The sequence below is a fragment of the Limnoraphis robusta BA-68 BA1 genome, assembly GCF_034932365.1.
GTDB classification, from domain to species: Bacteria; Cyanobacteriota; Cyanobacteriia; order Cyanobacteriales; family Microcoleaceae; genus Capilliphycus; species Capilliphycus robustus.
Map to the genome: position 1 here is coordinate 1 of NZ_JAYGHR010000032.1, position 21,809 is coordinate 21,809.

A 21,809-nucleotide genomic window follows, 5' to 3' on the forward strand; every position below is an offset into this window, starting at 1 on the left:
GGACAAAGGGGGGCAAGCTAGGGGGGCTAAATCCCAAAGTTGGGGGGCTAGGGGGGCGAGAAGGACTCAACTGAGGGTCACAATCTTCAAGGTTAGGGGAAGTTGAAGCCAGTTGAACTCCCGTAACATCACCCGGTTCGTCATAATTGGGGTTGGCTAACATCACCGGGTCTTGACGGCTCGGCGCATTTAATTGTAATCTTAATAAATCCCGTCCAGTCGAGAGATAAGTAAACAAATAATTTCTCACTAAATATTCATTATTTTCATCCACCAACGCCGCAAACGGAATTAGATTCAATTGACCATCAGGAGAGATTAAAATATGAGTTTTATCGCCCAACATTTCTCGAATCGGTCGCATCACCACTTCATCTAATTCACGGGCTGAATGTTTCACACTGGCGGACTTGTTCCTCAAATCTCGACGAAACAACCTCACTTTTTGGTCAATCGGTTCAGCCTCCCCTAAATCAACCCAATTCACCTGACCATCCGCAGCAAGAATATAAGCCGCATAACGCAATTCACCCCATTGATTCGCTTTTGCATCAAAAGGTGCATACAAAATTAACTCTACTAAAACCCCATCTTCAGGAATGAATTGTTTTATATTTTCAATCTCAACGGGTTGAGTTTCCACCCGAAATTCTGCACTGCGGAGAGAAAGTTCCGCTTCGAGTTTGTCTGCTTCTGCGGCTAAACCATTCATTAGCTGACGGAATTGTTCAGGGGGTAAATCTTTGGGTGGATTATACAGTAAATTTGCCTGTTGGGTTTGAAGCGCTTCAAATTGACTGAGGAGTTGTTGATTTTCCGGGGTAATATTTTCTCGCAATAGCTGTAAATCATTCGTCATCACATCTAGAATTCGAGCTTTTCGGCGTAGAATCGTTGTTAAAGCTAAACGCGCCGCTTCGGTGTTATTTGGGGCATCTTTGAGATGCAGAGAAATAGCAGCATAAGTTGTTCGTAAAACCGTTTGCATGGAGTCTTGTTTCTGACGTTCTGAACCCGTCGCCAAGAGAACATTCAGGTTTTTTTCTTGAACTTCTAGTCCTCGACTGAGAAAGTTAATCGCCCCAGTTGTATCGCCTTGAGACTGGTAGAATACTGCCAAATTGTTGAGGCTGAGTGCAACATTAGGATGTTGATCACCCAGTAGCTTCTGATACATCTCCAATGCTTGTATGTACAGGGGTTCGGCTTGGCTGTAGCGTCCTTGAGCCGAGTAGAGTGCTGCCAAATTGTTGAGGCTGGTGGCAACAGAGGGATGTTCTGTTCCCAATAACTTCTGTCTCATCTCCAATGCTTGTATCAACAGGGGTTCGGCTTGGCTGTAGCGTCCTTGAGACTGGTAGAATGCTGCCAAATTGTTGAGGCTATTGGCGACATCGGGATGTTCATCACCCAGTAGCTTCTGATACATCTCCAATGCTTGTATGTACAGGGGTTCGGCTTCGCTGTAGCGTCCTTGATCCGAGTAGATTGCTGCCAAATTGTTGAGGCTGGTGGCGACGTCGGGGTGTTGAGCACCCAGTAGCTTCTGAAACATCTCCAGTGCTTGTATTAACAGGGGTTCGGCTTCGTTGTAGCGTCCTTGAGAGGAGTAGAGTGCTGCCAAACTGCTGAGGCTGGCGGCGACAAGGGGATGTTCTGTTCCCAATAACTTCTGTAACATCTCCAGTGCTTGTATGTACAGGGGTTCGGCTTGGCTGTAGCGTCCTTGTTCTCGGTAGAGTTCTGCCAAATTGTTGAGGCTGGTGGCAACATGGGGATGTTCTGTTCCCAATAACTTCTGAAACATCTCCAATGCTTGTTTGTACAGGGGTTCGGCTTCGGTGTAGCGTCCTTGTTCTCGGTAGAGTAATGCCAAGTTGCTCAGGCTGGTGGCGACATCGGGATGTTCATCACCCAGTAGCTTCTGATACATCTCCAGAACACGCTTTGCTAGGGGTATAGCTTCGTTATATTTTCCTTGTTCATAAAGTTGAATAACTTGTTGGTGGAGTCGGTTAGCTTCTTCGAGTTCAGGAGACTGTTGAGAGGATGTTGTTTGATGATTATTTGTTGTTCTGGCTTCCTGTATTTGTCTAAAAAGATTTATTGCTTGCTCAAATGCCGCTTTTGCGTCTTCAATATTCCCTGCTTGAGCCAGTTTAGCGCCTTTGAGGTAATATTCTAGGACTTGAACACCAGGGTGTTCTGAACCCCAGGCTTTCCGAATAACAGGGAGCGCTTGTTCGAGGAGGGTTATCGCTGCTTCCCAGTTCCCCGCTTGAATTTGTTTAATTGCTTGATCTGCTTTCTCTCCTGCTGCTTCAACTTCAGGAGAGACTTGAGCCAACAAAACGGGATGAGTAGTAGACTCCTGAGCGATAACGGTTCCAGGGACAAGCCATAAACTGACGACTCCACAGCAAACCGCCAGTCCTTTGAGTATCAGTTGAGCGGGGGTGAACATCTGCCTTTTCCTCAAATTTGTTTGCCTCCCTATCACCTATTCTCAGGGATGTTGAACTTATGCAAAATATTAATCCATGATGAATTCTCAATATTCTACATTCAGATCAATAAATATGAGTGATCGAGTCATTTTTCTCGACCCCTTGAAGCGATCGCCAATCTGAAACATTCTGCGATCGCTACCGATAAAACTCAAGGGGGTAAAGATTTAAAAAATAACTCAATTGCTGAACGTTTCCCCTCACTTCAACCGTATAGATTGCTCGATAGAATAAACTTTAGTCTGTTTTTTGGAAGTCTGTTTTTGGGAAACAACCGGAGCTTGATGATTCACTAAATCAAATGAATTAAAAAACTGGGTGACATTTTGCGATTTGGCAAGGGAAGGGGTATTTATTCCCGCCATGAGGATATAAATCCGAGAATTCGCCACAAAAACGCGCAGTTTTAGTAATACACCGTTAGAAGTTTCTACCTCGATTTCTTGACCAAGAACACCTTTTAAAGTAATTTCACGTTGGGAGAGAACTTTCGCTTGCGGATCTTTACTGAGTATACCTTGAGTGAAGCTGTCATAAAAGATATCAGCTTGATCGGCAGTTAAAGAGGTGGGAAGAAAGGGAAGATTATCAGTATAGGCAACAAGGTAATAAATTCCCTTTTCATCGGACAGCATAAATCTTTGAATTTGATACTGAAATTGACCCGATGATTCTTCAAGAGTTTCTTGTTGAGGGTTTCCAGGAGGGATTAAAACGCTAAAGTTAGCCTCTCGCGAGGTCAGTGTTTGCCATTGTTTTGTTGCTATTTGTTCAGAGGGGATTAACACCGTTTGCGCTTGCGCCGTTGATTCTATAAACGGAAACCGATAAGTCTGTAGAGACTCTAGCAGTACAGGGTTAGAGAAGAATAAAGTCGCTGTAGCTATTTTAACAAATTTAGAGAAAAACATAATTGAGAACCTTCGTAGATGTTTAATCTGAGCGAAATCAGAAGTCTACTGCAACATCCGCTCAAACTAACTTATCTCCTACACATCGGAACTTATGCAAAGATATTGCTTTTCTCAATAAAATAGTTCTAACGTCAATGGTAAAAGACGCTGAATTGCGCTGTTTTACAGAGGTTGAGGAAATGGAGTACACCCGCAACAGTGATTTTGCCAAACTTAACCCCAAAATACTCTAACCATTTTCTGAATTGATACCAACCCGCATCATTAATTGACTTGGCTAGACAATGATTTTTTACCGAAACAATATCCCACCGAATATAGACTGCATTGTGAGTGGGGAACTTACGGAAAACCCGAACATTTTTACACTGATGGAGGAAAGGATTTTCGTTCGGAACATCTCCGCCAAATAGGAGTGCAATTGGGGTTTGTTTCCCATCTAAGCGATCGCCCGCACCGTTACAATGATCGCGACTCCATCCCCCTAACTGACACAGCAAATCCCTATCGTTTGTTAGTTATTTTTAGTCCTCAAACTAGCTAAAATTGCTGTTATCTCGCGCCCTTTTGCTTCGATGAAGTCCAGCAGTTCGTCTGGGGTGCGATCGTCTTCTTCTGCTTTAGCATTCGGGTTTACTGCTTTGAGATCGTAGACAGCATCTTTGATGGCTTGAGCTTGTTTTTTTAATTCTTTCGCCTCTTTTTCTATCTCTTTGACAACTTGTTCAATTTCTCTGTATTCTTCCGTATCTTGTTGTTTGGCTTTTTTCAAGGTGGTGAGGCGATCGCGCAACTCGGTTGCTTGTTGGTTCAGGGTTTCCGCTTGTTCCTCTAACGGTGCGGCTTTTACTGCGGCTTCGGCTTTGCGTGCGGCGATGTCTACAGTCCAGCTTTTAGGGCTATCTCCTCTTGTGGGTAGCAGGCGGAAGAAGTCTTCAAAATCTGCCTCTGTCAAAGGGGTGCGCTTGCCGACTTTGATATCGGATAAATCGTAATACCAGATTTTTTCAGTGGGTTCGCCTTTCTTAAAAAACAGGATATTGGCTTTTACGTTTCCGCCTGCGGCTACAAAAGTTCCAGCAGGTAAACTGACGATGCACCACAGGTTACATTCTCGCAGCAAGTTGCGTTTGGTGGCTACAAAAGCGGCTTCGTTGGTACGGAACAAAATGCCTTCATCCAAGACAATGCCACAGCGTCCATTCGGTTTAAGGCTTTTGAGAACGTGCTGAAGAAATAGCACTTGTGTGGCGTTGGTTTGATAGTCGAAACCTGTTTGCGCTTCTTTGCCTTCTTTACCGCCGAAGGGAGGATTCATTAAGGCGACATCATATTGATCCGGTGCGCCTGCAAACAAACCGCCATAAGCTTCGCCACCTGTAAGCGTGTTACCGTGCCAGATGTGGGGTTCGTCAATGCCATGTAAAACTAAGTTAGCGAGGGCAATGGGATAAATTTGATTATCTTTTTCCCGTCCGTAGAAGGTTTGGTGCTTGAGAATGTCTAACTGTTGGGGGTCGGTAATTTTGCAGTTGTTTTGTCCCGCCATGTGTTCGTAAGACTGCGCCAAAAAACCGCCTGTACCGAGTCCCGCATCATAAACAGTTTCGCCAATTTGCGGGTCGATGACTTGTACCATGAAGCGGACAATAGGGCGAGGGGTGAAAAACTGTCCGCCGTCGTTGCCCTTTTCTCCCATTTGCAGTAACAGCCCTTCGTAGACTTGGGAGAGGGGGAAAATGTGGGTATCGTCTACGTTTTCGCTGCTAATTTCATGGACTTTATCTAGAATATCCAGCAGGTTTTTTTGAGTGTCGATGCGGACTCGTTCCACACCGGATATCACTTCGCTGATAATTTTTTGCTTGGGGGTGGCGTTTTCTTGGTCTTTGAGTTGTTTCAGACGGGGGATGAGAATGAAATCTACCCAAGTTTTGAAGGGTTGGGATAGGTCTGAGATAAATCCCTTTTCTTTCAAGTCTTGCAGTTCAGTTGCTTCCTTAGTTTGTTCGCAGAGTTGCAAACGTTTCCAACCTTGAGAGTGTTGTTCGCTGTCTAGGGCAAAGAGGGAATCATCAAAAGGTGCTGCCCAGTCGCGCCAACGGTAGGGAGATTGGAGAGAGGGGGAAAAATCCATTCCCACAGCTTCGGCGTATTCTGCGTCTTGTTGTTCTCGTTCGTCGAGAATTCGCAAAAATAGAATCCAAGTTAATTCGGGAACGTATTGCAGCGCCCCAGCACAGTTGGAACGACGCATGATGTCGCAGATGCTTTTGATGTAGCTGTTAAGGCTTTGTTGGCTGGTGTATTTGCGACCGTTGCCGTTACCATTACCGTTTGCTGTATTATTTTTACGAGTTCGAGCCATTAGGGATAATTTTATAGTTCTAATTCATCTACTACTAAGACGCGCAATTCAGTGACCCGCTTCAAGGCGATATCATTGGTTAAAAATGCTTCGCTTTTAGTCTCAATTGCAATAGCCACTTGATAGGCATCAAGTAAGGCTAAATTATACCGCGATCGCAATTCGGCTGCTTGTTGGGCAATGTCCGAGTCAATGGATCTGAATTGTGTATTGTTTCCGTTGACAAGCTGGTTAATAAATAACTGCTGAATTTGGGGTTGTCCCAAGCGGTAAGGTATGACTAAGCACTCGCTTAGGGTAACAGGTGAAGTAACCGCTATTAACAAGCCATTATCTATGCGATCGAAAATCTGTTCAACTACTGAAAAGTATTGAGGATGGTTTTCAATGTAATAAATAACGGGTGCTGTGTCTAAAAATAAGCGGCTAACTCCCTGCAAACTATCGGTTAATTTCATTCTGTTTTTATTGCCTTTCTCGGTGTTCGTCGGCTTCCTGTCTAGTTCGAGAAACCCAGGTTTGAGCATCTTCACCTAATGCGGATGCAGAAGCTAAACCGCGAATTTCGCTCCATTTTTGTCGAGGTTTGTTAGTAGGTTGCGTTTGTCTAGCTTTTTCGGCTAGATAGGCAATTAATTCTAGTTGTTCTTCTAGCGTTAGGGTATCGGCTTGCTGCTTTAATTGTTGAAGTGTGTTGTCAGTCATGGCTGTTTTAGGTTTATAGTTCTCCGTTAAAAGCTTGGCGTAGAAAGGCTGATGGCATTTTATTAATTGCTTCTAGTTGTTCTTCTAAAGCTTTGTGTAGTTTTTGAACTTCTGCCGTTTTTTCATTTAAGTCTGCTGCTATGCGCTTTTGTTCAGAAAGACATGGTAAAGGAGAATTATAAGCAAACAATTCTTCACGATTTAACTTGGGCATTCGCGCTCTGCGGGATTCTTCATCAGCATATTTAGTAAATTCATCAGAGACAAGCATCCAGGTTGTAAATTGTGGATCGAGGAAGTTTGGATTAACCTTAATTGGATACATATCAGCACTGCATAGCCCTTGAAAATCAACAAATACTGCTTTTCTTAGATAAGGTCTAAGTTTCGAGTACAGTACATCTCCTGAATCAAATAGATATTTTCCGCTTGTCATTCCATCTTCAGCAGCAGTATTCAGATAAAGTAAACGACATACTCCGCCTGCAATATTTTCCCCATTGACATGAGGTAACACGCCATATTCTTTAATCTTTGGATCGACTTGAGGAGCTACTATTTGGCACATATCCCCAAGTCGTTTTCTTTCCCACTTTTGAGCTTCTGGATTATTGAAAACAGCACGGAGATAGGCAGAGGGGAGGGTTTTGGCGGCTTCTAATTGGGCTAGGGTGGCTTGGCGCGATCGCTCCACCGCTTCCATCTTCTCATTCAAAATAGCTGCAATCCGTTTTTGCTCATCCAGTGGCGGTAGAGGAATAGGCATCGCCTCCATAATAGATGCGTTGATGTTTACCTGCCCGATAGCACGAGTCATATTTGCTTCTATAAAACTCCGCCCAAATGCTGAATTGATGTAAGCAGATAAATAAAAAGGCTCTGCTCTATCCTCAGCAACCCGGAAGCGAATTAAGTAAGAAGCAAACACAGCTTTCTGTAATCCATCAAATACTGCTGTCTTCCCAACAAGTTCAGCACTGTTTGTTCGATTAAAAAGAATGTCACCTTTTATTAAACGATATTTTTCTTCTTCAGCTTGAGGCATTAAAATATACTTTAAATCACTCCAATCAATCCGACCATTTGAGATATTTCCCATTCTTAAAACTGGGATAGCATTAGGATTATCTGAAGCTTTTTTTGAGGTTCCATATTGGCCTTTACCTTTACATATTTCGCTCAATTTTACCCATCGCCATCCATCAGGTAACTTTTTTTTATGTTCTTCCAATTTCATCTCCCAATTATCTCAACTAGAAACATCACATCAACACTAGGCAAGAGATCTTCATAAATTTTAATAACATTTAGCAGGTTCATTTGGAAAAAATCTTCTCTTTAATCTGCGTTAAAATATCAAATGGTTTACCCAAAACCTTTAGCGTGGTTATCGCTTTTTGTCTACCTACTAAATCCCAAATACTCGGATTTTCTAAAGCTTCTATTCCCCCTTGTGCAAACTGGTCTAATAACTTCTCAACCGTTTTTACCGTTGCTTCTGGCATACTACTTAACCAATCAGCCTGCTTGTAAATAAAAGCAATAGCGCGTTCCTTTTTAGTCCGAGGTGCTACCCCATACCCAATATCTGCCAAAACATCATACAAATCATAATCTCCCAACTCTTCTACAACAGAATATTCCGTAGGTGATACCCCTGAATTCACCAACTTATTTAACAATTCCTTCCGAGTAGTTGGGTTAGTCCAGCAAGTGCGAAACGCATCTAAACCAGGAACCAATTCCACCAACTTAGCTGCAATTCGTTCTTTATATTCCTCAACTGAGATCCGGGCATCTTCACCATCAACCTTAGCACGCATAAACCGACCGCCTGCGGTTTCTTCAACCCAGTTACTCGGATCGTCAATTTCAATTGCAACCGCATTAACTTGAGAATTACTACTTCTAGAACTCCTACTCGGAGTCCGCAACTTAGTCAGAAACTCTTCCCCAAATAGCCTAGTAGCGTCGGTGTAATCGTAAACCCGAAACATTAATTTTCCTTCAGCCAGTCGCGTCCCTCTTCCGACCATTTGGTAAAAAGTAATCGGTGAGTTAATGTAATTGAAAAACACAATATTTCGCACCACTGGTACATCAACCCCAGTTGTCAATAAATCAACTGTCGTGGCTATAAAATGACTGCGAGAACTCCCCCGAAAATCTGGGATTAAGTCTTGTCCGCCTCCCTTATCAGTGCATTTAAAAGCATAATCCTCAACCCGATTTTGATTGTTCTGCTTGCACCATTCAACATAAAGGTTATTCATGTTTTTAGTGATTAAATCCGCATGGCGATCGCTCATACAGAAAATAATCGTTTTTTGTTCCGCACCTCCCGTTTCCAACAAGTAACTAAACAAATCTTCACACCTTCGCTGTTCAAAATTGGGTAAAAATATCCGACTTTTTATTTTACCTCTTTGGAATATCTGGCGAACTTCTGCTTCAGCGATCGGCAAACCTGTATCAACATCTTTGGGGTTATTTGTCAATATATCATCTACAGAAAGTTGGTCAAAATTTAGCTTGACTCCACGTTCTATAATCTCACAAGCAGCTAAGTAGCCATCTTCAACCCCTTGGAGCATATCGTATTCATAAACAGGCTCACCGAAATGCTCAATATTATTAGTAGTGATCCGCTCATCTTCTATTACTTCTTCAGTTTGTTCAGCTACTTCAATAATTCTTGGGGTTGCCGTCAAACCAATTTGTACCGCTTGAGGATTTCGCCTCAGAATAATAGACCACTTACCCCAAGCTGAACGATGACACTCATCTATAATAATGTGACTAAAGTAATTTTCTGGATAGTTTCTAGTTAAAAAACTTGCATCATCATTATCTTCCACACCTAAAGTTTGGTAGGTGGCAATCAAAATTTGAGCATTCTTTTGAGGTTCTCTAGAAGTGACAACCGCCGCATTAGCACCAAAGACATTTTGAAATGCTGTCGAAGCTTGCTGGCGCAATTCTACGCGATCGCATACAAACAACGCCTTCACTCGCTGTCCCGAATCCGCAATTCGTTTCATCAAATGTACCGCAATCCGAGTCTTACCCGAACCCGTCGCCAGAGACAGTAAAGCGCGTTTAGGAGTGCCTTCCTTCTCACATCTGGCAATTTTCTCTAAAACCGCCCGAATCGCCGCATCTTGGTAATAACGAACCGCAGAATCCCCACCCGTATAAGGAGTTAGCAGGGGTTGAGCTACCGGATCATCTAGCTTAAACCCAACCCATTTTTCATAACGGGTACGAATGGTTCCTTGAGCGGGAAATTCGGAAAGCGGTTTGAAATTGGATATAGTACCTTCAATGCGATCGAATTCTACAAACCGATGCCCATTGGTAGAGTAAACAAAAGGAACGTGCAGCCGTTTAGCATATTTCTTAGCTTGTTCTAGCCCGGTACTTGGTGAGTATTTCTCAGCTTTCGCCTCAACCACTGATGCAGCTACAAGCTGCTTATTAGATCCAGGCATCAAACGCAATACAATATCTGCTCGGCCTTTCTTCTGCTTACGAGCTACACCATCAATTATCCTGATTGGTGCTGTAACCTCACGCTTAATAAATTCCTCAGTCCAGCCTTTTTTGTAGAGTGCTGGGTTAATCAACTTGGCTATAGTTTCAGCTTCATTCAGTTGACCGTCTTCGTTTATGTCCTCGCTCAACAAGATACCTGCTCCTCAGTTACAAATTATATTGGATTGTCTTCCTTTAGAGTTCCCCTTAATTGATGTATGAATCATATCTAATCCAAGTGATCGCACTTACCCAACCAGCTTACTAGCTACCTGCTGATGAATCTGATCCAACCACACCGGAATAACAGGCTGACCAGATTTTAAGGAAGCGATCGCCTTCTCCATATCAAATTCTACCAGGTGAAGCGATCGCTCTTTTGAATCCCACCACAACATAAACCGCTCTTGCGAACTTGGATTTGTAAACTCTGGCTGCTTTTCCTGCAACTGCTTCAAAGTCGTCGCTGCCGCCTCAAAACTCAACCCCACCGATAAACAATATTCCATCGCTGCCAACTTCACTAACTCCGAACGAGAGTAATAAATGCTGCGTCCGGTTCCCGTTGCGCTAATACTTGGCACAACAACCCCCTTCTCCCGCCAATACTGCAACTGACGGAGACTACAACCTGTAATTTCAGCCGCTTGTTTGCTGGTAAAAAACTGTTCTGCCATACACACAAGTCTATAGCAAGCCGCTATAATACATTTATGTTTGTATTAAACTTAAATGTTTAATTGGGGCATGAGCATCATTACCGTCCACTGTCGCCTCGTTGCACCTCAAAACGTCCGTCAACACTAGACAAAACAAAACCCCGACTTATGGGGCCGGGGAGAGAAAACGAGCTTCACATCTACCAACAACATAATATCCAGAACTCCCCTCTTTTGAAAATGTTGATTATACTGATTTTTAGGGAACAGTCAAATTAAAAAATCCGTGAAAATACGGAGTACCAGAAAACAGGTTATCCTCAAACCCAAGCTGTGCCTGAGTTAGAGATTTTTCACACAAGGGTTGAGTTTTTGACTTTTGGACTCTCAAGAGGGTCGAGGATCGCGATCGCTGACAGTTGACTCCAGAATTTCGAGATCACTTTTAAGTTTCATAACATTAGAGTTGCAGAATCAATCGAGCTAAATTGAAGTAAATCAGAACACCGAGAACATCAACCGCCGTTGTAATAAACGGTGCGGACATTAACGCCGGATCTAACCCCAAGGTGCGAAATAAAAAAGGCAAAGCAGAACCCGCCACAGAAGCTAAAATCGAAATCGCCACTAAGCTAATCCCCACAGACAGAGCCACAGACACATTACCCTGAACAATAAACAAGGTCGCCCAAATCGTTGCTAAAACCCCTAAAATTGTCCCGAGTAAAGCACCCGCTAGACCCTCTCGCCAAATCACCTGTAATGGCCCCATCGCCCGAATTTCATCGGTATTCATCCCCCGAATCACCACTGTAGAAGACTGAGCGCCAACATTTCCACCCGTTCCCGTCAAAAGAGGAATGAAAAAGGACAAGGCGACAACTTGTTGGAGGAGATCTTGTTGCATTTTCAGAATCGCACCCGTGACGCTATTGGTGAGCAGCAAAATTAATAACCAAACCACCCGTCGGCGAGCCACAGTCAACAAACTGGCTTGGAAGTAATTATCCCCCTGAGATTGCACCCCACTCAAAGCATAGATATCTTCAGTGGTTTCTTCTTGTAGGATATCGAGGACATCATCAACCGTGATAATTCCGACGAGCCTCTGTTCACTATCAACCACCGGAATCGCTAGAAAATCATAACGTTGGATAATCCGAGCCACTTCTTCTTGATCGGTATCCGTCTGCACACACACTAAATCGCGGTTGAGAATTTGCCCAATCGTTTGATCCAGTTGAGCGGTGACTAAATCCCGTAATGACAAAATTCCCATTAATTGTCGATCAGAATCCGTCACATAGAGCGAATAAATCGTTTCAGTCACATTAGCTAAACTGCGAATTCGCTCCAGACTTTGACCAACAGTATAATGCTCTTTCAACGAGATATATTCTGGGGTCATAATCCTTCCGGCAGTTCCGGCTTCATACCCCAGTAGTAAGGCTGTGGCTTGGCGTTCAGTCGGGCTGAGTTGAGACACTAGCCGACGCACAACCGCAGCCGGGAGTTCATCAAACAGACGGGCGCGATCATCAGGAGACATTTTATCAACGATGTCGATGACTTCCTGGCGTTTGAATTTTTCGCAGAGAGACTGCTGAACGCTAGAGTCAAGTTGTTCGTAAACTTCGATGGCCTCGTCTTTGGATAATAGACGAAAGGCAATCACCTGCATGGTTTCGGGTAAACCTTCGATCGCTTCAGCAATATCAGCAGGTTGTACGGGGACTAGAATAGTTTTTGCGGCTTGCAAGTCTCCGCGATCCAATAAGACTTGCAGTTGTGAGCGCACCAACTCCCGTAATTCTTTACGCGACATCGTTGGTAGAGTTGATTTATTCTCGTCAGTCAATGGCAGCTCTCCTCAAACGACTTCTGCATCCAGTCTAGAAGCAAAGTGGCATTCGGTTGTATAACCAGGGTGATCAAATGGCTGAAAATCCTTCACGGGGTAACAAAAGCAATTGGATCAATTGCCCATTAAAAACCCGGCTTCTTTGAGAAACGGGGTTTTTGTCAAAGAAACCGGGTTTTTGGGCTGTACGTTCCGCTATATCAGTGACCAGTAGGGCCAATTGATCAATTGCCCTTACCAGTTTTCAGTTATAGCAGTCGAAGCCTTTGATTAGGACAGTATTTTTCTGTCAAATCCTTTTATGATAAAGGTTTCAATTCTGTCTCCTGTCTCGGTGTCTCCTGACTTCTGCTATATTAACCATCACTTGTCGCTTGTTCCTATTGACGGGTTATATGATGTCCGACTAATCAATAATGATTCTGTAGGGGCGGGTTCATTACAGTTTACAGTTATACAGTTATCAGTTACCAGTTTTTACTGTTCACTCTCTTACAAACTTTGCTACCGACGGAAACCGCCGGGTCGCAAGTTTGCGCTGGTTACTGTTCACTGGTTACTGTTCACTGTTCACTGTTCACTGTTTAAACCCACCCCATAACAGAATTAATCAACCGGACATAATATTACTCGCCGATAAACGGAATGACAGTCGAGTTGTCCAGATTTTCTGCCATAGAATTCATAAAAACGTTGACGGCTTCAAAATAGGGCAAATTGTTGCTCGGGCTACCGTCGAAAACGAGCAGGTCATTACTGTCAAAGGTTTCATCTGAGCTAATATACCAGCCGCCCGAGCCGTCGTTGAGAAGATACTCATCACCGATCTCTGCAATTACAGCGCCCTCGTCTAAACCTTCTCCCCCAGAATTAATCAGATTGTCGAGACGAGCTTCAACAGACTCAACAAAATTATCGATACTAGATGACACTTCCCCTGTAATGCCGTCAATTTCAACTTCACTCAACCAATAGCCATCGCCTTGATCACTGTCTAAATTAGGCTCGTCTCCTTCAATCAAAGGATTGCCATCAGTCAGGGGGTTCCAGTTTGCAAAGGGGTTGCCATTGCCTACACCGCCGAAAGAATTGTCACCGCCACCGACGTTACCAAAAATATCCTCAACCCCATCGACACCTTCAATATCTAACAGACGACCAAAGGGACTCATTCGGAGTTGTTCTAAAAGGGCAGATCCATCATCCTCACCCATTACGTCATCTTCCTCTGATTCTTCAGACATTTCGTTAGTTGGGCTGTCTGTCGAAGACGGTTCAAAATCAGTATCATCAACTTCGTCTTCTTCTGGCGCATCGCTGATCTGACTAATATCTTCAGCAGTCTGATCGGTGTCGCTATCTGATGGGAACTGATCGATCACACGACTAAAATCTACATCAGCATTATCTGCGGAGTCACTACCCACAACACCACTAAAATCATAAGTGTAGTTCGGATCGCTGGCTGACTCATCACTAACAAGCGTAGTATTGCCATCGCTATCGGTTTGGAAATAGCGATCGCCGTTTCCATAGATGTCTACGTTATCCTCAGAGGTGCTGACTCGGTTGCCGTTAATAGTATTGTTACTACCAGTGGGACGGTTGCCATTGCCGTTAATCGTGTTTCCACTGCCGCTAGGACGGTTGCCACTGCCTGTAATCTCGTTATTATCTCCTAGATTCCAGTTACCGTTACCTTCGATAGTGCTGTCGCTGCCAAAATTCCAGTTACCGTTGCCGGAAGTTTCATTATCGCTGCCAAAATTCCAGTTACCGTTACCGGAAGTTTCATTGTCGCTACTCTCTTCTAAATCTTCAAGATCAACAGGTATGCCACCCTCTGGTGCAGGTGTACCGCCACCCGCAAACACAGGAATATTACCCCCAATTGATCCGAGATCGATCGGCACATCACTTTCACCTGCCTCCAGTGGATTTTCTCCACCTTCAAAGACTTCATTAAAACCCTCGCCGCCTTCCCCGAAAGAACGGTTGCCATTGCCTTCTGTTTGGTTGTTGCTGCCGAAGTTCGTGTTACCGTTGCCCGATGTAGAGTTGGCATCTCCAAACGCAGAGTTACCACTGCCTGAATTTTCGTTATTTTCGCCAGTATCGATGTTACCGCCACCGAAGGGATTACTGTTACCAGAGCCACGACCAAAGCCGCCTTGCGAGTTACCACCACTGAAGGGATTTCCACCACTGGGAGATCCTGCGCCGTCTCCAATTCCACCATCGGGTTCAACGGGCATGGGGGTGTCATCAACAGGTGTTTCGGAATCTTCGTCCATGTCGTCCATACCGCCACCGAAGCCGCCTTGTGAACCACCGACACCAGATCCGCCTTGGGAGCCACCGACACCAGATCCGCCTTGTGAACCACCGCCACCGAAGGGATTTCCAGCGTCAGAGCCACCTTGGGAGCCACCGCCACCAAAAATGTCACCGAGATTATCAATACCGGGAAGCCCAATTAACCGATCAAACGGAGTGCCAGGAGCCTCTGAATCGCCGTTAAAGCTGCTGAAGTCGTACTCATAGCCTTCTGCGGGGGCAAGGGGATTGCTAAAGCCCATTCCACCGCCAGCAGTCGGATTTGACATATTCATCTCTTCAGTTGATGTATTTTCGGATGCCATGAGATTTCTCCTCGTTTTACAGATGGGATAAAAAGCTTTAGTTTTTACTGTGGCAATCTATTCAGCACTTGCTAACTCATTGGGTTTACTGCCCAACAAATATGCTCTCAAGTGCCAAGTTTTTTGCAGGCGAAAGCCAACGTTTTGAAAACGTATTACAACCGCCTATGTACATAGGTTATAAAGATTAACTAATATTTGCTATGAATATTCTTTTGAATATCCCACAGATTTTTAGTAGTTTGCTAACTCGGGCTAATGGGCTAATTCCCTTAGCTCTTTCTAGTAAATTTCACCACAAAGGTACAAAGTCACGAAGATTTTTTCGGTTGGTGTTCTCTGTGTCTTTGTGGTTTTTATTCCCTTAGATAGATGATTTAATGTTTTTGACAAGAGTCAAGTTTCTTTTTGATTTGAGTTCCTACTGCTGCTATTCCTAAAAAGCTGAGGCTAACTAAGAATGAAGGTTCGGGAACGCTGGCAAATTTGTCGAGTAGATTTTCACCATTAAGAAGAGTGTCAGTCAGGTTTACTCCCACAAAGTTAACTCCAGTCAGGTTAACTCCTGTGAGGTTCGCTTCACTCAGGTTAACTCCAATAAAATCTACTCCAGCCAGGTTAACTCCCGTGAGGTTGGCTTGACTTAAGTTGACTCCAATAAAATCAGTTTCCGTGAGATTAACGCCTATTAAGTCGGCTTTGATTAGGTCAACTCCCAGAAAATTTGCGTTACTTAGATTAACTCCGATCAAGTCAGTTTCAGTAAGGTTAACACCCAGAAAATCAGCTCTAATAAGGTCAACTCCGAGAAAATTAGCATTACTCAAGTTGACTCCAGCGAAGTTAGTATCGGTGAGATTAACACCAAAGAAATTCGCTCCTATCAGATCAGTTCCCACAAAATTAGCATTGCTGAGGTTAACTCCAGAAAAGTTAGTTTCGCTGAAATTAACACCAAAGAAATTCGCTCCTATCAGATCAGTTCCTAAAAAGTTAGAACGGCTTAGGTTAACTCCAAAAAAGTTAGTTTCGCTAAAGTTTGTTCCCTGAAAATTTGCACCACTCAGGTTAACTCCTCTAAATTCTGCTCCACTGAGGTCACAGCCAATACAGTCATTACCGTTTAACACCCGCTCTAAATCAACTTGATTAAAAGCATGAACAGGAGAAACAATTCCACTAAAAGCAAGCGGTAAAACTGTTAATGATGTTGTTAGTAGTTTTTTCAGTATCATTGATTTAATTCCTCAATTTAAGGTGTGTATTTATGAGAGAGAAAATTAAGTGAAAGATGAGGCGTGATCAAATTGCTGGTTAAGCATTCCTTGTTTTTCGATGAAAGTCTCTGCTTGTTTGCCAAAAATTTGCTCAAGAATGAGTTGAGTAATTTGGGTAGATAAGAGAGAATTTTCTTCAGAATTTTCTGCTTTTTGAGTGATAAAAACTGGATAATCACAAGCATTCGGCGGAATACAACCGTGAGAACCTTTGACTAGGCTTGCATCCAATGGAATAACATCCATTAAATAACGAAAACCAAATTGCTTGCGTAACAACTTCCAGGCAATTTTGACTTGAGGAAAGGTAATTTTTGGATCGATAAAAAGTTCAACCGGATCATAACCGGGTTTGCGATGAATATCAACAGTCCGCGCAAAATCTGGGGCGCGTTTGTCGTCTAGCCAATAATAGTAGGTAAACCAAGCATGAGGATGAGCGATCGCAATCAAATCACCTGATCGGTTATGATTGAGGTGAAATGTTTTTTGACCTTCCTCATCTAAAATATGGGCAATTCCATCAACATTTTCGAGGATTGATCGCACTTTAGAAAGATTAGCCTTTGAGCGCACATAAATATGAGCAATTTGATGATCGGCGACTGCAAAAGCTTCACTAGCCCCCGTATCTAGCAATTCTAAACCTAATTCTTCTCGGACGGATAATAAACCCTTTTCTCTGAATAATCGATTCAGATGTATGGGCTGAGAAACTGGAGTAATTCCGTATTCTGATAACACAACAATATTAGCATTTTTTGCCGTATAATAGTCAATCAAATCGGCACAAACTTGATCGATTTCTATTAAATATTTTGGAATTTCTTCCGGTTGAGTCCCAACACTTTGCAAACAGTAATCTAGATGAGGAAGATAGATGAGTGTTAAGGTGGGATTTTGACGAATATCAACCCATTTCGCGGAATCTGCTATCCATTTACTAGAAGCAATTGAAGTTGCTGGCCCCCAAAATTTAAACAGAGGAAATTGACCTAAATCGGATTGAATTTGCGAGCGAAAATCACCGGGTTGAGTGTAAATATCAGGAATTTTGCGACCATCAGCCGGATACATCGGGCGAGGTGTAATCCCATAGTCTACCGATGAATTCATATTGTACCACCAAAACAGATTTGCGGTTGTACAATTAGGATTAATCTCTTTAGCCATCTCCCAAATTTTTGGTGCTTGTACTAAACGGTTAGACTGTCGCCAAAACTTAATTTCGTCTTCGTCTTTAAAATACCAACCATTACCAACAATACCATGTTCACTCGGCCATTTACCTGTTAAATAAGTCGTCTGAGCCGAGCAAGTCACCGCAGGTAATACAGGTTCAATTGTATTAACTTTTTCTGCCCATTTTGACAGTTTTGGCATGGCTTTTAACAACGCAGACGTTAAACCCACAACATTAATTACAACTGTTTTTTGCATTGCTTTTTTCCAATAAAACATCAAATTTAAAACGTGTTTTTCATAGATTGATATCCCCACCCCCATTTTTAAGGGGGGATCAAGGGGGGATTGGGGGAAGGGGGGGGATCAAGGAATTTTTAGTAAAGGTTTTTTGAATTGAGATGAATAGAGATTAAAATTCTCGACATCCTGTTGAATTACCCAATCATATTCTCTTTGAATAGAAGTGAGTAAATCAGTTTTGAGGTTTTCAGGTAGAACCTGAAACGTGTAAGTTTCAATCTCTAAATGTTCACAGGGATAACTTTTCAACAGATTTAAGACTGTTAAAATATCGTCTTGGGTAGACTGTAAAATGCCATAGGTTTGATTAAAAATGGGAATATGAAAATGAGTTCGCCACTCTTGAGCCGTTGTTTCTTTTAAATCTTCAAGTGCTTCGGGTAAATCAATATAAGATTGCAAAGTACCGTCAGCATAAGCCGCAACAACTTGATGTAAATAAGTTGATTCAGCAAATTTCTGTAAAGATTCAGCGAGGTTAGCCCGTTCAGATTTTTCTTGAGGAAGCTTATTTTTAATCGCTGCACTAATTTGGATTTTACCGATTGAAATCCCTGCTTGTTTAAAGTCCCGAAAAACTTGAACCGGATTTTCATAAACAACGGAAAAATGGCAAGTATCGTAACAGATTTGAATGTGTTCTCGCAAAAGTGTTTCTGCTGCGTTTAGAGACAGATTAAGTTTGTTGGCGAGGTATTTTCCACCGAGAGGTAACAGCCAATTCTCAAAAAATTTAATGACTTCGGCTGAATTTTCGATTAATCCATTAGGTTCAGGTTCTAGATCGATGTGAATAAATTTCCCCCTCGTCTGATGCAGATTAACCAGAAAAATAACCACTTCAACAAGATTGATTGTACTCTGTTTAAACACCTGATTAATATTAGATGAACTGTTAAACCAAGGCTTATAAGAAAGAGGCAAAGTTGAGATACTCCCTTTCACCCCTTCGGGTAACAATTCTGCTAAAATATGAGCGAGGTTTTTGGTGTAGTTGGTTCGTTCGGGTGTTGTCCAGTCTGGCGCATACACTTTATCTTTTACCACTTCGTTATGAAAGCCCCCATAGGGAAATCCATTTAGGGTAAAAACATAAAGTCCCTGTTCAACTAACCAAGCCTTAAACTCGGCAATTTCTGCGGCTTGAAGTTGTATTGTCGCCTGATGAGAAAGCCGTAAACCAATGCCGAAATATTCAGTATTAAAGCGACTTTTCAAGGCGGGAAGATACTGTTTTAGATTCGTCAAAACTTCCAGCCAAGATTCGCCCGGATGAATATTCGTGCAGTAGGTTAGGTGAGCGCCGTTTTCAGTTAACTGCATTGTAAATCTGCCTCTTCTAACATCAGAATTGCTAGGCGATATTTGTCTAAATCAACTTCGTGAACTTCTAAACCTTGACCAATTGTGGTTAATAGCATTAAAGTCAGTTCACCGCCTAAATGTTCTTGAAATTCGCTTAATCCTTTAAACAAAGATCGGGGATGTTCGGGTTGATTTAAATAAGAAGAAAGTTCGGCATCATACAGGCGAAATCCTAATGCTTTAAAGAGGCTTAAAATTTCTTGCCATTCTTGCTTTGTGATCAAACCCGATAAATAAGAATAAGTGCTATCGAGACAGATACCAATTGCAACTGCTTCCCCATGATAAAGTCGATAATTGCTGAGATATTCTATCCGATGTGCCGCCCAGTGACCAAAATCTAAGGGGCGAGAACTACCCATTTCAAAAGGATCTCCACTCGCAATATGATCGAGGTGCAACTTTGCACAACGGTAAACAATTTGCTGCATTGCATCTAAATTTCGGTTAGCGAGTGCTTCCGTTCGATCCGCGATAAAATCAAAAAAAGCAGCATCTTTTATCAGTGCAACTTTCACCGCTTCAGCGACACCTGAACGCCAATTTCTATCATCTAAACTTGTTAAAAAGTTGGCATCGTTGAAAACAAGAGTTGGCGGTGCAAACGTTCCTAAAAAGTTCTTTTTACCAAACGCATTAATCCCATTTTTAACGCCAACTCCTGAGTCACATTGCCCTAAAACCGTCGTTGGTACCCGAATTAACCGAATACCTCGATGGGCGGTTGCTGCGGCGTAGCCAACTAAATCTAACATCGCACCGCCACCCACTGCGATAACATAAGAGTGACGACAAAGTTCGGCGTCTGAAATCAGTTTTTGTAAATCTTCGACAAGTTGAGGATTATTTTTAGCCGCTTCTCCGCCTGCAATTAAAGTTGAACCGGGTTTCAAGTTTAACGCATGAGAATGGCGAGCGCTGTATGCTTTTATTTTAGCAATAATTTCGGCTTTTTGAGGAAGTCCACTATCAACAAATGTTATGGCTTTTTTAACTCCTTCTCCTTTCGAGAGTAACACATTTGCTAATAAACAATTATTGGGGTTAAATAAATCGCGGGTAAAATGAACATCGTAGTTAAACGTCACTTTTACCTCTTGTTTTAGCGGGGCATAGTCAACAGATGAATCGTTTAAAAGAGTCGGTTTAGAAAGTGTAAAAGTCATCGAAGTGTATCCTGTTCAGTTATTAATTTTGTCGAAGTTGATTGGTTTTGTAGGGGCGGGTTCCACCCTGATTTTTGTTTCTAACAAACAGCCTACATAAACCCGCCCCGAAAATACTGGTGACTGATATGAACCCACCCCCACAGTGTTTTCTGCGGTTTAAGTCATCGAAAATAGACGCGCTAATGCCATTGATAAAGGCAACAATGCTAACACCAAAAAACCGTAAACTTCACCCGCAAAACAAGAAGCAATTGTTGCATTAACAATAACTAAAGATAAAATTCCCGCTTTAACAGCACTGCGAATAAAGTCAGGTTGGGGATTAGTAGCCGCTTGAACAAAAGGGGGAAAAATTCGCCAAGTTAGCAACCCAACAAACAATAAAGCGCTGATAATATGAGCAGATGTCATCGCACATCCTAACAAAATCGCAATGACAACAGCCATTAACACAACAGATATTTGTCCAGTTTTACGACTTCCCCCGTAAACTTCACCTTGACTAATAGCAGTAATTGCACCAATGTACAAAATGGGAATAATAGCGAGATAGGTGGGATGAAGCCCTGAAAAATTACTTAAATTAATGCTGTTAAATACCGTTGGGAAAACGCTAATTCCCAACAATAAATTACCCGCCCGACAAAAGCCCATTGTTAACGGCCCTAACAATGAATCATGTTTAGTTGTACTATCGTAAATTAAGGTAGCAGCAGCTATCAGACTCGCTAATATTAAACTCACAACTGAAACTTGACTAGCCGCAAGCACTCCAACTGTTAGCAAAAAACCGCCTAATATTGTCGCTTCTTGAGATGAAACAGCACCTCGAGGAATTGGACGTTCGGGGCGTTCTTCTGCATCTAATTCTGCATCAAAAACATCATTAAAAACAACTCCGCCCCCATAAAGTCCAGTGGTTGCTAACAGTAACCAGAATAAAGAATTGATGGGTGCGTTACTCCCCGCAATGGCATATCCGGCTAAGATATCCGCCCAAGCTGTGGGAATATTGGGGGGACGCATAAGCTGAAAATACCCGGTTGTGCGATCGCTTAAAATTGTTGTATTCAAATCGATTACCTTTGTACTGAAAGAAAAATTTTTGATGATTCAGGTTTTCTCCCCTGCCTCCCTTTTTTATCCCCCTTGTCCCCCTTAATCCCCCCTTGATCCCCCCTTTAATCCCCAGGGCTGTTTCATTCTAAAATTTTGCGATCGCTAAACCTTTGATGGGGAGAAAGTTTTAGGCTCTATTTAAACAGAAAATATCAAAACTTTGGAAATAATTCTCCTTTTCTTTACAGAGAAAGGCTTTTAAGA

General features: G+C 42.7%; 15 protein-coding genes and 1 pseudogene. All 16 read right to left on the minus strand.

What is annotated here, in order from left to right; genetic code table 11:
• On the minus strand, positions 1-2,464 hold a 2,464-nt coding region (locus VB836_RS12010), incomplete at its 3' end, for a CHAT domain-containing protein (RefSeq protein WP_323219545.1).
• 243 nt (positions 2,465-2,707) lie between these two features.
• Positions 2,708-3,418 carry a hypothetical protein gene (locus VB836_RS12015; RefSeq protein WP_323219546.1) on the minus strand — a complete coding sequence of 237 codons (711 nt, stop codon included), beginning with the start codon at positions 3,416-3,418 and terminating at the stop codon, positions 2,708-2,710.
• Positions 3,419-3,612: 194 nt separating this feature from the next.
• A pseudogene (locus tag VB836_RS12020) lies at positions 3,613-3,717 on the minus strand (RNA-guided endonuclease InsQ/TnpB family protein); the annotation flags it as partial.
• A 218-nt stretch (positions 3,718-3,935) separates the two neighbouring features.
• Positions 3,936-5,789: an N-6 DNA methylase gene (locus VB836_RS12025; RefSeq protein WP_323219547.1), complete on the minus strand. Its 1,854-nt coding sequence runs from the start codon at positions 5,787-5,789 to the stop codon at positions 3,936-3,938.
• A gap of 11 nt (positions 5,790-5,800) precedes the next feature.
• Positions 5,801-6,247 (minus strand): type II toxin-antitoxin system VapC family toxin, encoded by a 447-nt coding sequence (locus tag VB836_RS12030; protein WP_323219548.1) that lies wholly within the window; start codon positions 6,245-6,247, stop codon positions 5,801-5,803.
• A gap of 7 nt (positions 6,248-6,254) precedes the next feature.
• A complete protein-coding gene (locus VB836_RS12035) occupies positions 6,255-6,494 on the minus strand; it encodes a hypothetical protein (protein WP_323219549.1) in 240 nt (79 codons plus the stop codon).
• A gap of 13 nt (positions 6,495-6,507) precedes the next feature.
• The gene (locus tag VB836_RS12040; protein ID WP_323219550.1) at positions 6,508-7,731 is read right to left on the minus strand and encodes a restriction endonuclease subunit S; all 1,224 of its coding nucleotides are present in this window, start codon (positions 7,729-7,731) and stop codon (positions 6,508-6,510) included.
• Positions 7,732-7,810: 79 nt separating this feature from the next.
• Entirely contained in the window at positions 7,811-10,177 is a 2,367-nt protein-coding gene (locus VB836_RS12045; protein WP_323219551.1) for a DEAD/DEAH box helicase family protein, read from the minus strand.
• Positions 10,178-10,276: 99 nt separating this feature from the next.
• Positions 10,277-10,705, minus strand: coding sequence for a MerR family transcriptional regulator (locus VB836_RS12050; protein ID WP_323219552.1), 429 nt, complete (start codon positions 10,703-10,705; stop codon positions 10,277-10,279).
• 442 nt (positions 10,706-11,147) lie between these two features.
• The gene (mgtE, locus tag VB836_RS12055; protein ID WP_407659657.1) at positions 11,148-12,512 is read right to left on the minus strand and encodes a magnesium transporter; all 1,365 of its coding nucleotides are present in this window, start codon (positions 12,510-12,512) and stop codon (positions 11,148-11,150) included.
• 662 nt (positions 12,513-13,174) lie between these two features.
• Positions 13,175-15,190 (minus strand): hypothetical protein, encoded by a 2,016-nt coding sequence (locus tag VB836_RS12060; protein WP_323219553.1) that lies wholly within the window; start codon positions 15,188-15,190, stop codon positions 13,175-13,177.
• A gap of 377 nt (positions 15,191-15,567) precedes the next feature.
• Positions 15,568-16,425 (minus strand): pentapeptide repeat-containing protein, encoded by an 858-nt coding sequence (locus VB836_RS12065; protein ID WP_323219554.1) that lies wholly within the window; start codon positions 16,423-16,425, stop codon positions 15,568-15,570.
• Between the two features lie 45 nt (positions 16,426-16,470).
• Positions 16,471-17,907: an alkaline phosphatase family protein gene (locus VB836_RS12070; RefSeq protein WP_323219555.1), complete on the minus strand. Its 1,437-nt coding sequence runs from the start codon at positions 17,905-17,907 to the stop codon at positions 16,471-16,473.
• 108 nt (positions 17,908-18,015) lie between these two features.
• Complete coding sequence (gene eboE / locus VB836_RS12075) at positions 18,016-19,275, minus strand: metabolite traffic protein EboE (protein WP_323219556.1); 1,260 nt, start codon at positions 19,273-19,275, stop codon at positions 18,016-18,018.
• Positions 19,266-20,483: a 3-dehydroquinate synthase gene (locus VB836_RS12080; protein WP_323219557.1), complete on the minus strand. Its 1,218-nt coding sequence runs from the start codon at positions 20,481-20,483 to the stop codon at positions 19,266-19,268. Before VB836_RS12080 ends, eboE begins: the two co-directional genes overlap by 10 nt.
• Positions 20,484-20,642: 159 nt before the next feature.
• Positions 20,643-21,560 (minus strand): UbiA-like protein EboC, encoded by a 918-nt coding sequence (gene eboC / locus VB836_RS12085; RefSeq protein ID WP_323219558.1) that lies wholly within the window; start codon positions 21,558-21,560, stop codon positions 20,643-20,645.
• Positions 21,561-21,809: the final 249 nt, after the last annotated feature.